Here is a 15,345-nt window from a genome sequence, read left to right as displayed (position 1 = left end):
AGTCTGCGGAGGTCGAAATGCGTCGTCTCTGTTTGATCCTGTTATCCCTCGGGCTGGGCGCGTGTTCCAGCCCCAACCCTTATGTGGCGGCGTCTGCGCCTCTGCCACCGGCGCCGGCCCAGGCGGCTACCACCTTTGATGCCAGTGCGTATCCTGCGCCGGTGCGCGACTACGGCGCCTACCGTAATTGGGCGTGGCGCAACGGCCAACTGCCGGCGGGCTCGGCCTGGGCGGATTCGGCGCAAATTGCCGAAGCCGTCAGCGGCGCCCTCGACCAACGCGGCCTGCGGCCCTTGCACGACAACCGCGCGCCCGACGTGCTGGTCAGTGCGGACGTGCGCCTGGAGAAGCGTCTCAAGCAAGTCCAGGATGACTACGGTTACGGCTACGGCGGCTACAACCGCTACGGCAATGGCTACGGGATGTACAACTCGGCGCCGATCGTGCGCACTTACGAGGTGACGGTAGCCGTGGTGCGGGTCAACCTGTTTGACGCCCGCAGCGGTCAGCCCGTGTGGAGCACCAGCGCCGAAACTGCCAGCCAGGGCAGCCTCGGCGAGCGCGCCGATGCCTTGCGCCAGGCCGTGCAAAAGGCCATGAGCGCCTACCCGCCCCGTTAACCGCTATTCTCATTTCAAGCGCTGTTCGCTTTTTGGAGAAAAACCATGTTTCGTCGCATCGCTACGCTCGCTTTTGTCGTGCTGCTGGGCGGTTGCCAGACCAGCCAGGTCAACCACGACTATGACGCCAGCCGAGACTTCGGCGCCTACCGCAACTGGGCCTGGAAAGACCCGGCCCTGCAATACCGCCCTGATGATCCACGGATCAAGAGCGACCTCACCGAACAACGCATCCGCCAAGCCGTGGGCGAGCAACTCGACCAACGCGGCCTGCGCCCCGCCGCAGCCGGTACCAAGGCCGACCTGACCGTACAGGCCTACCTCATCGTCGAAGACCGCCAGCAGCAAGTCACCACCAACTACGGCGGCGCCTGGGGCGGCCCGTGGAACGGCTACTGGGGCGCGCCGATGTACAACGAAACGCGCAACATCACCTACAAAGTCGCGACCCTCCAGATCGACTTGCTCGACGGCAAGGACGGCAAACTGGTGTGGCGCGGCAGCGATGAACAGATGATGAGCAGCACGCCCAACCCACAGGACCGTAATAACGCAATCCGCACGACGGTGACGCGCATCCTTTCCAGCTACCCGCCGCACTGACCTGGCCCCGCCACTGGATCAACCCGAACAGCAATTTATGGCCACTGGCCAACGCACCTCCCAAGCCTTGTCTACACTCCACAGCACCTACGGAGAGTAAGCGCTAAGGAGTGCCTTGATGTCTCCCCGACCTGGTTTCAGACAGCGTGGTGCGATTGGCTTGATGGCAGCGGGGACCCTGGCCGTGGCTATGGTCTTCATGCTGCTGGCAGTTGACAGCGGTCGCCTGTACCTGGAAAAGCGCAAATTGCAGTCCATCGCCGACAGCGCCGCCCTGGAAGCGGCGGGGCGTAGCGGCGTGTGCACGCCAACCTCCACCGCCAATGACTTCGCCATACAGAACGCCACCCGCAATGGCTTCACCGTGGTCGCCGGCGACACCACCCGTGGCCTGGCCGTGACCTGCGGCTCACTGGCAACCAACGCCAGCAATATCCGCGTCTACACCGCCGATGCCAGCAAGAACGACGCAATCCGCGTGGTGGCGACTAACAGCGTGATGACCAGCATCGCCGGCGGTATCTGGAACATGTTCAGCGGCACGCCGATATCCACGCAAACGGTGCTGACCGCCACCGCCGTGGCCGCGTTTGCACCGCCGGTCGCACAACTGACGATTCGCAGCAGCCTGGCAACGGTCGATTCCACCAAATCCCCGCTGCTCAACCTGGCGCTCGGCAATCTGCTCGGCGGCAGCCTGTCGATCACGGCAGCCGGCTGGAACGGACTGTTGCAGACCAACGTCAACCTGCTCGGCTTCCTTGACCAACTGGCGGTGCAATTGAACGTGACCGCTGGCGACTACGATGCATTGCTCAACACCGCCGTGTCCGCCAGCCAACTGATCGATGCCACCGTGAAGGTGCTGCAAAAAAATGGCGCGGTGGCCACGGCGGTGATCAACGATGTGATCTCAGTGAAGGCCATCGCCCCCACTACCCAACTGTTGAAAGTAGGCGACTTGTTGAAAGTCGCCACCGGGACGCCCGCCGCCGCGCTGAATACCAATGTGCAGCTGTTTCAACTGTTGGAAGCGGTGGCGCAGTTGTCCAGCAGCAAAAGTGCGGTGAGCGCGGCGACCCAGGTGAGTATTCCGCTGGTGGGCAATGTGTCGATCCAGACCAAGGTGATTGAGGCGCCGCAGCTGTCGGCGATAGGCAACCCCGCGCTGGCCAAGGCCGGGCTGTTGAAAAGCCCGCCAACCGATCAGATTTTCGTGCGCACCGCGCAAGTGCGGACCCTGGTGGTGGTGCAGGCGCCGATCCTCAAAGTGGTCTCAGGTGTCTCGTCCATCTTGGCGGGCTTGACGACCCCGGTATCGAAGGTGGTCGGCGGCCTGCTCAACCTGAACCTGCCCGCTGTGGTGGGCGGTATCTTGTGTGTCGTCGGCTGCAATGTGGCGGATGTGGACATCACCGAAACGTTGTCGATTTACATCGAAGCGGCCAGCGCCGAGAGCCACGTCACCGACTACAGTTGCGCCACGCCGGCGACCAAGTCGCTGACCGTGCAGGCCACCACGTCCCTTGCCACCTTGGGTGTCGGTTATGTGGACCCGGTGTCGGCGTTTTCGTCGTCGGCGGCGGTGACTGTGCAACCGATCCGGCTGATCGATTTTGGCCAGAAATACTGCCTGCTGACCTTGATCTGCGGGCCGCGTACTGCTGGTGTCGGCGGCGGCTTGAACCTGCGCGCCCTGACCACGGTGGCGGCGCAGACCAACCCCATGGTGTTTCTGCCGGTGGCGGAGATGAACGCGACACCCACCTATAAAAACGCGCCCGGCACCGCCAACATCGTCAACAGCCTCGGCACCACCTTGAGCGGCTTGCAGGTTACTTACGTGCCGCCCACCGGCAGTTCGCCGAACAACCCCACCACCACAGTGACGACGGCACTGGCGTCAATCGTCAGCAGCGTGGTTGGACTGATCCAAACCGTGCTTGCGCCGATCCTCGATCCCATCGTCAACACGCTGCTGGCGGCGCTGGGCATTAATCTGGGCAACGCCGAAGTCGGCGCCAACCTCACTTGCCACATGGGCCGCGCCTATCTGGTGATCTGAAGAATGGGCAACTCCACGCAAAACCGCGCACCGTCGGCGCCATTGCTGACGCTCAGGCGTCCTCCCATGTTCTCGACAATCCCGTAGCTCACCGACAGCCCCAGCCCGGTGCCCACGCCAATCGGCTTGGTGGTGAAGAACGGCTCGAAAATCCGCTCCATCAGGCGCGGGTCAATACCACCGGCGTTGTCTTCTACCCAGATGCGCACATGACGACTGTCATGCTCGCTGTGCAGCGCAATCCATGGCTGCAGCTGCGGATTTTTCTCACGCTGGCCGAGCAGCGCATCGCGGGCGTTGACCACCAGGTTGATCAGCACTTGTTCGAGCTGATCGACGTAGCCGTTGACCTGCACGACAAAGTCCGCCGGTATCACCCGTAGATCGAGGCCTTTGCCCTTCACCCCTTCGCTGAGCAACGACAACGCGCCTTCGACCGCCTGTGCAGGATCAAACGGTTGCTGCTCGATTTCCGAGCGGCGGCCGAACACGCGCATATGGTCAACCACCCGCGCCGCACGCTGCACCTGGGCGTCGATGCGCTGGAGTTTTTCGGTGAGGTAGTCGACCGGCGCGTCGCCGCTGCTCAGGCGTTTGAGCACGTTGACGATGGCCATGCGCATGACGTTCAACGGTTGATTGATCTCGTGGGCCAGCCCGGTGGCCATTTCGCCGAGGGTGGCCATTTTCGCGCTTTGGGTCAGTTGTTGCTGGGAGCGGCGTACTTCGGTGTTATCGCGGCCCACGGCCTGGACTTCCACCAGTGTGCCGTGCGCGTCGAAGACTCCCCGGTCAGACCACACCCACCAGGCGTGCTCGCGGCCAGGCAGTTCCAGGCTGATTTCGGCGGTGCTCACCGGGAACTCCGGCGTGAGTTGGCGGATGCGCTGCACAAAGGCCTGGCGCTGTTCGTCCGACAGCCAATGGCCCAGGTTCACCCCCGGCAGTTGCGCCGGCGGGCATTCCAGGTAGTTGGCCAGCGGCGTGTTGCCGAAGGTCAGGGTCAGGTCCGGAAGGTAGCGGCAGATCATCGCCGGTGAGTCTTCTACCAGGATGCGGTAGCGCTCTTCGCTTTGCTTGACGTGCTCGGCGGCCAGGGTCGCTTCGGTCACGTCCAGCCACAGGCCGACGGCTTCCACCGGCAGACCGAGGTCATCGCGCAGCAACTTGGCTTCATCGAGCAGCCAGTGGTAGTGGTCCCGTTTGTCGCGTACGCGGTAGCGGCTGCGCACGGTGCCTTCGCGCAGCAACTGGCGGGTGCGTTCGAAATAGACATCGCGGTCGTCGGGGTGGATCAACGACAGCAGGTTGTCGTGATTGCAGTCGTCGAGGGTCCAGCCCAGCAGCGGCAGCAGGCTGTCGCTGAAGAACGCCGGGTGCAGCGCGCCGCTGACATAACGCTGTACATAGATGACGGCCGGAGCGCTGGCGATCAGGTTGTCCAGGCGTGCGTGGGCGGCGGCGGCTTGCAGTTGCTGGTTCTTGATATCGCTGATGTCGAGCATCACGCCGATCCAGCGCTGGCTGTCGCCCAGCCCCAGCACCTGGCCCTGCACGCGGTACCACAGCGGGTGGCCGTCGGCGTCGCTGCGTTGCAGGCGCACGCTGGCGAGCAGCGGTTTGCCCAGGACTTGCAGATCGTGCAGGCGGCTGTCGAACTCCTGGCGGTCGGCGGGGGGGATCAATTCGAGCCAGGCTGCCTGTGGCTGGCGCCTGGCGCCGTCTTCCTGGCCCAGGCTGCGTAACAACTGCGGGGCGAGCTGGATTTCGCGGGTGGCCGGCAGCAACTCCCACCAGCCGGTGCCGAGCAGGCCTTGCAAGGCTTCTACGCGCTCCAGCTGTTGATGGTAGCGCTGCTCGCGCAAACGGCTCAGCAGCGGCGCGGCGAGGGCGGCGCACAGGTGCAGCCATTCGGTGTTGCTGATCTGCGCCTGCCCATCATAAAAGCCGCACAGCAGCCACGCGGCAACGCCCTGGCCATCGCGGTAGGGCACCAGAAAACCGTCGGCATCACCGAACACGCTGTGCAGCCGGGGGTTGTCGCTGCGGCCATTGGGCAGGCTCAAGGGGACGTTGCCATTGACGCTGTCGAGGCTGGTGCCCAGGGGCTGGTCGGTCTGCCACAAGGTCGGTGCGTCGTGGCCGGCGTATTGGCTGTAGATCCGCCAACCCTGGGTTTCATCATCCAGCAGCGCCAACGCGACACAGGGAATGTGCCAGTGCTGCGACAGGCTGCGCAGTTGTTCGTTGAGCACTTCCGGCAAGCGGCTCAGGCTGCACACGCGCAGCTGCTCGCTCATGCGGCTGGCGAGCTGATGGTTCTCCTCGCGATCGCCGGCCTGTTGGTGCTCGGCGAGCAAGTCGCTGACGTCCATCAGGTGCAGGTTCCAGCCGTCGCCGTCGGGCTCGATCCAGCCGCGCAGATGCAGGACTTTGCCGGCGCTTGCCTGGAAATCCAGGTCCAGGCTCTGGTATTGCCAGTCTGCGGGGTTGCCCTCGACGCTGAGGACACTGGCCGCGCACAGCAGCTCACGCAGCAGTGGCTTGTGCTCGCTGGCGGCGGGTGCGGCGAGTTGCGAGCGCAGGGTGCCGCCGATGTGCAGGACATGGCCCAGCTGATCCAGGTGCACGTGCAGCCCGGTTGCGGGCATGGCCGTTATTTCGCGGGCCAGGGCCTCGGTGCGGCCTAGCAGGCGCCCGAAGAGGTTGTCCCCCGCCGTCAAAGTTGCAGACTCGAACGCGCGTAGAGGCTGGCCGGCAGACTGGGGACGGTGCCCACGCCGGGTATCACCAGCGCCGGGAACACGGAGTACAGATTAGTGGTGGGGTAGCTGATCGCCACGGTCAGGGTGGTGCCGACGTAGGTTGAACTGATGTAGCTGCTCTGAAAGTTGAAACTGGCGGGGATCCAGCTCAATTGGCTGACGACCGTGTCTTTGGCGCGTTGGGTGACCTGTGTGCCATACGCGGTGCCGGCAGCCACTGGGTCGACCGCCATAGCCTGGCGCACCGCTTCGGCTGCCGCCTGATTGAAAGATTGCATCAACAGCAGCGGTAGGCTGTAACTGATCAATCCATAGAACACCGCAAAAAAGATCCCGAAAACCAAGGCGAACTCAATCGCCGCGGCACCTTTTTGCGTTCTGGGGAGGCTGGTTCTCATGACTGCGTCTACCCTGACGGCTACTACTTGATATCAGCATAGAATCATTCAGCAAAAAGGGATGTTTTTTACGTGATCCATGGCGCGGTGTTGCTGCTTTGGCTGAGTGTCTGTGCCGTGCAGGATTTTCGTCAGCGGCATATCGCCAACGGGTTGACCCTCGGTGCGGCGCTGCTGGCCCTGCTGTATGTGGTGTGGACGGGCTGCACCTGGCTGGGTGCGCCAGCAGGCGAGGGCGCGTGGGCGCTGGTGTTGGCCTTGCTGCTGACCTTGCCGGGGTACGCGCTGGGCCGCTTCGGCGCGGGGGACGTAAAGCTGCTCGCGGCGCTGGGATTGGCCACCACGGTGAATCATTTGCTGTGGTCGCTGATTCTTGCGGCGGCGCTGCTCGCGGCCTGGTCGCTTGTGCATCAAGGGCTTGGCGCGCGCCATGAAACAGCGACGAGGCGCACGTCAAGAAAGCAGCCTTTCGCACCGTTTGTATTGACAGGTTTTGCCCTGTATTGGTTTTGGATCCACTAGTCGCACAAGGCCTCTATCGCTATGTACATAGTCGGAAAGTAGGGCTAGGTTTATTGAGCAGATGATTCACATTCTGCGTCGAAAAGGGATAGGTCAATCATTTGGCTTGCCAGGCATGGAGTAACGTGTGAACAAGCTCACTTCGGCTGTAAAAGTGCTCGTGGTCGACGATCAACCACTGATCGTCGAGGAGCTTTGTGAATTTATCGAAAATAGCGGCTATCGCTGCGTCCCTTGCGAATCCAGCCGCCATGCCTTGCAGCGCTTCACCGAAGACACGGAGATTGGCCTGGTGTTGTGCGACCTGCACATGCCGGACATGGATGGGATCGAACTGGTCCAGGCCATGCAGAACATCGCGGGCAAGCATCGTGCGTTCGAGGCGATCATGCTCACCGGGCGTGCCGATAAACAGGACGTGATCAAGGCCCTGCGCGCCGGCATCTCGGACTACTACCAGAAGCCGATCGACCTCGAAGAACTGCTCGAAGGCCTGCAGCGCCAGGAAGCCGCATTGGAGGAGCGTCAGAAGGAATTGCACCTGGGGCAACTGAACCTGAAGCTGCAATACCTTTCCGAATCCATCAACGATCTGTATCAGGATCTCGACAAGGTGCGTCGCAGCCCGAGCGTGGTGGACGCGGCCGAGTCGGTCGGCGAGGAGCCTGCGGCGGTGGAAATCCCGGCCATGTTCGATCAGCTCTCACCGCGTCAGCTCGACGTTGCCCGTCTGGTGGGCAAGGGGCAGACCAACTACCAGATCGCCTGCGAACTCGGCATCACCGAAAACACCGTCAAGCTGTATGTGTCGCAGGTGTTGCGCCTGACCCATATGCACAACCGCACCCAACTGGCGCTGGCGCTGTCGCCGAGTAACTCGGTCATGCGTCAGCGGGTCACGGCGCACTGACGCTCATCACTTCATTTACTGTCGCCACCGCCGGACGAGCTGGATTTCGACTCGAAGTATTCCGGGATCGGATGCTTGTTGCTGTCCAGCCAGCGTTGCAGGGCCTGTTCGCGTTCCGCCGGCGTGGTGGTTTGCGGGGTGGGCGACGCGGCGAGACCATTGACCTGCAGCGCCAGCCAATTTTCCGTTTCAGCCTGCTGTGGGGACGAAGGCCCCGGCTCGATGGCCGCCGCGGCCAGCGGCAGCAGGCTCAGGCACAGGCACATCAGTAAATGGGCTTTCATACTCGACTCCTTACTTGATCGTCACGGGCAGGGCATCGGCGACTGCCGCGACTTTGCGTGCAGGGCTGCGCTTGAGTTTGGCCGCGCGCGCCTGGGCTTCGGTGACTTGCGCGGGGCTCAGGCCCAGTTGGCTGACCACTTTGGCTGCTTGTCCCCAGTCGTCCTGATAAATCAGCAACGTCACCAGGTTGACGGCGGCCAACGGGTCGCTCTGCTTGAGCTCGATGGCCGTCAAGAATTCAAAGCGCGCTTCTTCCAGGCGCGATTGGTTGAGGTAGACCACACCCAGGTCATTGCGGATCTTCTCGTCGGTGGGCGCCAGCCGCGCAGCATTTTGCAGATGGACCAGCGCCTGGGCGTTGTCGCCCCGCGCCACCGCCAATTGCCCCAGCCCGTGTTCACCCTCGGCGGCCATGCAGGTGCCGATCAGGCTGCGGTACAACGGCTCGGCCTCGCTGCGTCCCAGCAAGCGATAGGCGCGGGCCTTGCGCTGGCGCACCTGGGGCAGCGTATCGGGCAGGCTTTGCAGGTTGGCCAGGCTGGCGTGGAGCTTGTCTTCGTTGGCCATGTCATCGGCCAGGTTCAGCGCCAGGTCCTGTTCCGAACTGGGCTTGGCGCAACTGCCGGGCGACGTGAATGAGGCCCAGGGCGTCTGCCCGTTGCTGGCGCAACCGCCGAGCAGCAGCAGGGCCATGGCGGCAATCAGTGGTTTCATCGGGTGCTCCTTAAAAATGGACCAGGGCTCGGGCGATGCCGATAAAGGCCGGGCCGCCGAGGACAATCAACAATGCCGGAAACAGAAACACCATCATCACCACCGACATCTTCGCCGACATCTTCGAGATGAATTCCTGCAGATTGGTCAGGCGCCGGTCGTCGAGCAATTGCTTGAGCGCCAGCAGGGACTTCATTGCGCCGCCGCCCTGGGTGATCAACTGCTGGAGGATGACGCAGGTGTCGGTGAACTCGTCGACTTCCAGCAAGTGCGCGGTCTTGCCCAGCTCCTCGCCCAGTTCCAGGCCGGAATCGACCCGCGCCAGGATCAGGCGCAATTCGTGGGTAAGGTCGGGCAGCAAGCGTTGCGCCTCGCTGCCCAGTACGCGCAACGATTGTTCAATCGCCATGCCCGACTCGAACAGGATGCGCAGCAGCGGGATAAACGTGGAGATTTCCCTGGCGATGCGCTGCTGGCGGTATCTGGCGGAGGTAGCCAGTACGCGCTTGGGCAGCAGGTAGCCGACGCCCAGGGCCAGCAGCGGGGCGATCCACATTGGTTCCACCTCGGGGAACAGCAGTTCCTGGCCAAGCAGGGTCAAGGCCATCAGTACAAATGGCACGCCGATCTGCAGTGCGGCAAACAGCGAGCGTTGGCTGGATTTGCGCCAGCCTACGCGGTTGAGCAGGGTCTGCGTTTCGCTGTCCAGGCTCACCGAGCCCTGGGCCAACGAGCTTGCGCCCAGTAGCCGGATGAGCGAGCCGAGCCTGGCTTCGCTGGTGATGCGCCCTTGCAGGCGTTCCGTCACCCGGCGCTCGCGGCGCCGATGCTCCAGCAACTGACCGCCCACCAGGACCAGCGCCGCGAGAAACAACAGGGCACCTACCAGAAGCACCATCTCAGACACTCCTCAACATGCGCCACATGGCGAACGTGCCCGTCAGGTCCATCGCGGTGGCAGCCAGCAACATGTGGCGCCCGGTGTCGTCATTCCACATGGTCATCAGGTAGCCGGGGTTGACCAGGATGAAGTAAGCCACCATCAAGATCGGCAGCCCGCCCAGCACATAGGCGGTCATGCGGGTTTCGCCGGTCATCGCCTTGAGTTGACGCGAGGCCTGTTCGCGCTCGCGGATCATCCTGATCAGGTTTTCCAGCAGTTCGCTGGCATTGCCGCCGTAGCGGTGGTTGACCTTGAGGCCCAGGGCGAACAGGCGAAACTCGTCCTGTTCGTAGAACTCAGCGAAGTCGCTGACCGAGTCGGGCAGGCTGACGCCCATGCGCACGTTACGCTGCACGCGGCCCATGGCCTCCTTGAGTGGGTTTTCGACACCTTCGATGCCGCCCAACACCGCGTCGGCCAGGGTTCTGCCGGATTTGAGGCTGCGCACGCTGTGGTCGAGCAACTGCGGGAGTTGCTCGACCATGCGCTGGACGCGGCGCTGGTAACGCCAACCGATGTAAAGGCGCAGCACCAACGGCGGGCCGACGATCATCGTGAACAGGCCCCAGCCGTCGCCCAGCAGGTAGCCGAAGAGGGCGCCGATCACCCACGCACTCAACCACAGGCCCAGGCGGTCGGTGGGTTTACCCAGCCCTGCACGCAGGAACATGCGCTCAAGACCGCTCCAGGACGTGCTCGCTTCGGCTGTCTCGGGCTGCCCGTCGCCCAGGCGTTCCAGCACGCGGTCGGTCTGGGCCTTGCGCAGGCTGTTGTCGAACAGCCACAGCGACAGGCCGATCAGCAGCAGGCAAATAAGCAGCAGCAAGGGTCCGGTCATTCAGCGCCCCCTATAGCGGCAAGGCCGATTCGCGGCGCAGTTTGTCGCCTGCGGGGTGGATGGCTTCGCGCAGGAAACCGAAGCCGGTGCGCCGGTCCAGGCGGAACAGGGTATTGGTGACATACACGTCATCGCGCACGCCGACCACTTCCACCACTTCGCTCACACAGCGGCGGCCATCGGGCATGCGCGTGAGTTGGATGATCACGTCCAGCGCGGCGCAGATCATCTGGCGCAGGGTTTTTTCCGCGACCACGCGACCGGTCAACCCCACCAGGGTTTCCAGGCGCAGCAACGCATCCTGCGCGTTGTTGGCGTGCACGGTGCTCATGGAACCGTCGTGACCGGTGTTCATCGCGGTCATCACGTCGAGCACTTCGACGCCGCGGATTTCGCCGAGGATGATGCGGTCCGGGCGCATCCGCAGGGCGTTGCGGATCAGGTCGCTGGACCGCACTTCGCCGTGGCCTTCGGCATTCGGCGGGCGGGTTTCGAGGCGCACGACGTGGGGGTGCCCCAGTTGCAGTTCGGCAACGTCTTCGATGGTCACCAGCCGTTCACGGGGGTTGATCAACTGGCTGAGGATATTGAGCAGTGTGGTCTTGCCTGTGCCTGTGCCGCCGCTGATCAGAATATTGCAGCGCTTGCCTACGGCCTCCTGGAAGAACTCGAAGATGCTCTGGTCGATGGTCTGCATGGCTACCAGGTCGCTGCTCTTGAGCATGTCCTTGCGAAATTTGCGGATCGACAGACACGGCCCGTCCAGGGCTATCGGCGGGATGATCGCATTGACCCGGCTGCCATCGGGCAGACGCGCATCCACCATCGGCGACGACTCGTCGAGGCGTCGGCCCAGTGGCGCAAGGATGCGCTGCATCACGCGCTCGACGTGATGGTCGTCGATAAAACGCAGGTCACTCTGGTGCAGCAGGCCTTCGCGTTCGATAAATACCCGATGCGGCCCGTTGACCAGAATCTCGGTCACCGACGGGTCGCGCAGCAGCACTTCCAGCGGGCCGAAACCTGTGAGTTCGTCGACGATCTCTTCGGCCAGCCGCTCCATTTCATAGCGCGAGATTGCCAGGCGCATGCGCGTGATGTATTCGGAGACTTTGTCGATGACAAATTGCGCGAGGGATTGGCGCGTGCCTTCGAGCAGGTTCCTGCCCGATTCTTCAATGGCGTCGATGATGTAGCGATGCAGCACCAGCTTCAGGCCGTCGTTATCGCTTTTGCCATTGGCGTTGCGGGCGGGCCCGCCGAAGAGTTTTTCGCCGCTCATCGTCCAGCCCCCAGGATGCGTTCAAACCAGCGCATTGACGGTTTTTCCAGGCCTTCGGAGCGTTTCGCCAGACGCTCGCCCAAGGCGCGCACGGCTTGGGTCAAGGGTTCGCGGGGCGCCAGGACAAACAGGGTCTGGCCCTGGTTTTTCACGTTCAGGCGCAGTTCGGCGCTCAAGGGCAGGACGGCGATGCACTGCAGGCCGAAGCTTTTTTCCAGCGCTTCGGTGTCGGGCGCGCATGACTTGATGTAGCGATCGATCACCAGCTTGGCGTGATCGAGCTTCATGCCTTTGTCGCGCCAGCGGTTGAGGACTGCGAGGTTGCGGCGACAGTCCAGGACGTTCTGGTCGGTGCACCACAGCAGCTTGTCGCAGTGGCTGACAAAGGTGCGCAGCGCTTCGCTGTCCGGTTGCCCGGTGATGTTGACGACGATGTGCTGGAAATGCTGGCGCAGTGCACTGAGCAACATGAACAGTTCGGCCGCGCTGGTGAGCTTGAGCGGTTCGTCGCCGGTGGCGTACGCGAGGATACGCAGGCCGTCCTTGGCCGTGGTGAATGCGCTGTTGATCAACGTGGTATCAAGGCGGCGCAAATGGCGCAGTGCATCGCCGAAATTGAAGGTGCTTTCCAGGCCCAGCAGCGCCAGGCTGTCGCTGCGCGGCAGGCCGAGGTCCAGCACCAGCGTCTGTTGCCCGCTTTTCTGCACCACCATGGCCAGGTGCGTCGCCAGCATCGCGCCGTCGGCATTGCTCTGGGTGCCATACAGCACGGTCAGCCCGCCCAGTTGCGCATTCGACGTGACGGGCGGCAGGCGCTTGCTCAGGCGCCGCACCAGGCCGGCGACTTCGCTGGAGCGTGAGCCATAGGCAACAAAATCCCGCGCGCCAGCGCGCATGGCGTTCAGCACCAACTGGTTGTCCATGCCGTCGCCAAGGGCGACCACCGCGAGCATCGGCTTGGCCTCCAGCGCACCTTCGATCAATGCGCTCTGGGCCACCACGTTTTCCCGGTCGAGGCCCACGAACACCAGGTTGGCGAAGGTCACGTCCACCAGGGCGAGCAATTCATCCAGCGAGCCACTGCCGGCACTGACCACCTGGCCCAGTGGCGCAAGGGCGCCCTGCAGCCATTCAAGGTCGGTGTCGTTGCGGGTGATTGCCAGAAACGTCTGGCTCAGGCTATCGCTCATTGGGACAGTCCGCTGCGACGGTCGAAGTTGCCGTTTTCGAGGAAAAACATGCGGTACCAGTTCGGGTCGTAGCTGCGCAGTTTTTCGCCGGGCAAAGAGGGCAAGCGAGCGTTGGCCGCCAGCGGTTGGACAAGGTGCGGCGTGACGATCATCAGCAGTTCTTTTTCTTCACGGTTGATGTTGGAGTCGCGAAAAAACGCACCGAGGATCGGGATGTCACCCAGGCCTGGAAACTTGCTGATGGTCGAACGGTTATTGCTGCTGATCAGGCCGCTGATCACGAAGCTTTCACCATCGGCCAGGGACACGCTGGTGTCGGTGCGGCGGACGGTCAGGGCCGGCACCTGGATGCCCTGGATCACCACCGCGTTGCTGTAGTCCAGTTCGCTGACTTCCGGCGCCACCTTGAGGGTGATGCGGTTGCGGTCGATCACGGTGGGAGTCAGGGTGAGGCGGATGCCGAACTCCTTGTACTCGATGGAAATGGTGTCACTGCCTGCGCTGGGCACCGGCACCGGGACTTCGCCGCCCGCGAGGAAGGTCGCGCTCTGGCCGCTCATGGCCACCAGGCTCGGGCGCGCGAGGGTGTAGGCAAAACCGCTGCGTTCCAGGGCGTTGATCATGGCTTTGACGCGGCCGCCGCCAAAGCCGACGTTGAAACTGTCGGTGCTCACCGGCAGTTTGAACACGCCTTCGGAGGGCGACAGCAAGTTCGGGCTGCCGAGGAAAAAGTTGGTGCCCATGCCGAGAAACTTGGTGCTGGCTTCCTTGAGCTTGGTGCGGCTGACTTCGACAAAGCGGATATCGGTCTGTACCTGGCTGGGCAGTGACGGGTCCTCCGACGGCGACAGCGACAGGCTGGTCAGCGCCGACGTAGCCTTGCCCTTGACGAACACCATGCTCTGGCGCGGCGCGCTGGCGCAGGCGGTCCACACCAGCAGGCTGGTGGCGCCCGCGCCGACACCGGTGAGCAGAAAATTGCGGTCACCGTGGACCCGCACATCGGCGATCTTCGGGTCGCCAATCGCCAGGCGCGTAATCGCCACCGGCGACTGCAGTTCCTGTTGCAGCCCTTCGCCCACCTCGACCACGGCAGGCAACTGGCCCAGGGCGCTGCAGTTGCCCGGCGCCGCCACTGCGAGGCCGACCGACAGGCTCGACAGCATCAGGGCGCAGGCGATGTGCGTGAACAGCGGGGCATAGCGATGGCTCATTCAAGGCATCCTTGCTCAATCACGGGTTTTGCGGCGCCGCTTGGGCGCCGCGAATCACTTCAATGCCACGTCGTACGCTTGGCCCTCCGCTGGTGACGGCGACGGCGACGCGTTTGGGCGGCGCGCTCATGGCCAGTTGGGTGAATTGGTAGAGGTCGCGGTTGGCGCTTTGCAGTTTTTGCGCCGCATCGCTGTCGCCGGCCCAATAGCGGCTTAGCAGTTGCTCGTCGGCGCTGCGTACGGCCAGGCGCAACGTACCGGCTTGCGTGGCGAGCATCAGGCGGCTCAATAGAGGCTCCGGCACGGCGAGCACGACGCTGCGTGCAGCGGCCCGGCGTTGCGCGGCCTGGATACGTTCTTCGGCCGTGACCGGCGGCGGCATGGCGGGTTGGCCATCGTTGGTCAGCCCCAATTGGTCGCCGACGCTGAGCAAGCGCATCGCCGGGACCACGATCTGCGCCGACGGCTCGGCGTTGCCCGGCTCTTGGCGCAGAAACAGCAGCACGTCCACGTAATCGCCGGGGCTCAGTTGACCACCGGCACCCACCACTTCATCGACCGCAACCGCCAGTGCGCGCTCGTCGGGGCGAATCATGCGGGCCAGCGGGCCGCCCGTACTGAAGCTTTCCTGATTAAGCCAAGTGCCGGCGCTCAGGGGGCGCTGCGGGGTGCGGCCGATCGCCTGGTCAAGTTGGGTCAGGCTGCCGGCAGGCACCGTGCGCAGCTTTTCCACGGCCAGGTCGGTTTCGGTCAGCGCCACGAAAGGCGGCACATCGCGCACCAGCACCACGACCGGGAGGCGGGTCTGGTCTTCGGCGTCAGCGGCGGGTTTTTCAGCAGAAATGACAGGTTCGGCGACGGGGGCAGGTTGGCGGCTCAGCACCAGCCCCCAATACCCCGCGATCAACGCCCCGACCAACAGCACGCCAGCCAGGATCATGCTGATACGACTGTTCATGACGGCTCTCCCTTTCCGGTTGCACTACAGTCCCGCCA

General features: G+C 63.5%; 15 protein-coding genes. 5 read left to right on the top strand and 10 right to left on the bottom strand.

Features of this window, described 5'->3' with window-relative positions; translation table 11 throughout:
• The first annotated feature begins 17 nt into the window (after positions 1 to 17).
• The 3 genes from AOA60_RS05820 (at position 18) to AOA60_RS05810 (ending at position 3,288) form a co-directional block, all read left to right on the top strand.
• The gene (locus AOA60_RS05820) at positions 18 to 620 is read left to right on the top strand and encodes a DUF4136 domain-containing protein (protein ID WP_099583587.1); all 603 of its coding nucleotides are present in this window, start codon (positions 18 to 20) and stop codon (positions 618 to 620) included.
• A 45-nt stretch (positions 621 to 665) separates the two neighbouring features.
• Positions 666 to 1,223, top strand: coding sequence for a DUF4136 domain-containing protein (locus AOA60_RS05815; RefSeq protein ID WP_099583586.1), 558 nt, complete (start codon positions 666 to 668; stop codon positions 1,221 to 1,223).
• Between the two features lie 118 nt (positions 1,224 to 1,341).
• Complete coding sequence (locus AOA60_RS05810) at positions 1,342 to 3,288, top strand: pilus assembly protein TadG-related protein (RefSeq protein WP_099583585.1); 1,947 nt, start codon at positions 1,342 to 1,344, stop codon at positions 3,286 to 3,288.
• Here the strand turns inward: AOA60_RS05810 and AOA60_RS05805 are convergent.
• On the bottom strand, positions 3,273 to 6,011 hold the full coding sequence (locus tag AOA60_RS05805) for a PAS domain-containing sensor histidine kinase (RefSeq protein ID WP_099583584.1): 2,739 nt from the start codon (positions 6,009 to 6,011) through the stop codon (positions 3,273 to 3,275). The genes AOA60_RS05810 and AOA60_RS05805 overlap by 16 nt on opposite strands.
• Positions 6,008 to 6,451, bottom strand: coding sequence for a TadE/TadG family type IV pilus assembly protein (locus AOA60_RS05800; RefSeq protein ID WP_099583583.1), 444 nt, complete (start codon positions 6,449 to 6,451; stop codon positions 6,008 to 6,010). Before AOA60_RS05800 ends, AOA60_RS05805 begins: the two co-directional genes overlap by 4 nt.
• Positions 6,452 to 6,523: 72 nt before the next feature.
• Between AOA60_RS05800 and AOA60_RS05795 the strand changes: the two genes are divergently transcribed.
• A complete protein-coding gene (locus AOA60_RS05795; protein ID WP_099583582.1) occupies positions 6,524 to 6,973 on the top strand; it encodes a prepilin peptidase in 450 nt (149 codons plus the stop codon).
• A 127-nt stretch (positions 6,974 to 7,100) separates the two neighbouring features.
• Positions 7,101 to 7,883 carry a response regulator transcription factor gene (locus tag AOA60_RS05790; protein WP_099583581.1) on the top strand — a complete coding sequence of 261 codons (783 nt, stop codon included), beginning with the start codon at positions 7,101 to 7,103 and terminating at the stop codon, positions 7,881 to 7,883.
• Between the two features lie 11 nt (positions 7,884 to 7,894).
• On the opposite strand, the gene AOA60_RS05785 is transcribed toward AOA60_RS05790, so the two are convergent.
• Genes AOA60_RS05785 through cpaB form a run of 8 tightly spaced genes read right to left on the bottom strand, consistent with a single transcriptional unit; the run spans position 7,895 to position 15,307 of the window.
• On the bottom strand, positions 7,895 to 8,167 hold the full coding sequence (locus tag AOA60_RS05785) for a DUF3613 domain-containing protein (protein ID WP_099583580.1): 273 nt from the start codon (positions 8,165 to 8,167) through the stop codon (positions 7,895 to 7,897).
• A gap of 10 nt (positions 8,168 to 8,177) precedes the next feature.
• Complete coding sequence (locus AOA60_RS05780) at positions 8,178 to 8,882, bottom strand: tetratricopeptide repeat protein (protein WP_099583579.1); 705 nt, start codon at positions 8,880 to 8,882, stop codon at positions 8,178 to 8,180.
• Positions 8,883 to 8,892: 10 nt separating this feature from the next.
• Positions 8,893 to 9,780 (bottom strand): type II secretion system F family protein, encoded by an 888-nt coding sequence (locus tag AOA60_RS05775; protein ID WP_099583578.1) that lies wholly within the window; start codon positions 9,778 to 9,780, stop codon positions 8,893 to 8,895.
• A 1-nt stretch (position 9,781) separates the two neighbouring features.
• Positions 9,782 to 10,663, bottom strand: a complete 882-nt coding sequence (locus AOA60_RS05770) for a type II secretion system F family protein (protein WP_099583577.1) — start codon at positions 10,661 to 10,663, stop codon at positions 9,782 to 9,784.
• A 10-nt stretch (positions 10,664 to 10,673) separates the two neighbouring features.
• On the bottom strand, positions 10,674 to 11,945 hold the full coding sequence (locus AOA60_RS05765) for a CpaF family protein (RefSeq protein ID WP_099583576.1): 1,272 nt from the start codon (positions 11,943 to 11,945) through the stop codon (positions 10,674 to 10,676).
• Positions 11,942 to 13,135 carry a pilus assembly protein gene (locus tag AOA60_RS05760; protein WP_099583575.1) on the bottom strand — a complete coding sequence of 398 codons (1,194 nt, stop codon included), beginning with the start codon at positions 13,133 to 13,135 and terminating at the stop codon, positions 11,942 to 11,944. The genes AOA60_RS05765 and AOA60_RS05760 overlap by 4 nt, the downstream gene beginning before the upstream one ends.
• Positions 13,132 to 14,349 carry a type II and III secretion system protein family protein gene (locus AOA60_RS05755; RefSeq protein WP_099583574.1) on the bottom strand — a complete coding sequence of 406 codons (1,218 nt, stop codon included), beginning with the start codon at positions 14,347 to 14,349 and terminating at the stop codon, positions 13,132 to 13,134. The genes AOA60_RS05760 and AOA60_RS05755 overlap by 4 nt, the downstream gene beginning before the upstream one ends.
• 19 nt (positions 14,350 to 14,368) lie before the next feature.
• Positions 14,369 to 15,307, bottom strand: coding sequence for a Flp pilus assembly protein CpaB (cpaB, locus tag AOA60_RS05750; protein WP_099583573.1), 939 nt, complete (start codon positions 15,305 to 15,307; stop codon positions 14,369 to 14,371).
• Between the last annotated feature and the right edge of the window lie 38 nt (positions 15,308 to 15,345).

This window comes from Pseudomonas sp. 2822-17 (assembly GCF_002742485.1).
In the GTDB taxonomy this organism is placed as follows: domain Bacteria; phylum Pseudomonadota; class Gammaproteobacteria; order Pseudomonadales; family Pseudomonadaceae; genus Aquipseudomonas; species Aquipseudomonas cyclaminis.
This window is presented reverse-complemented; position numbering and strand designations above follow the sequence as displayed.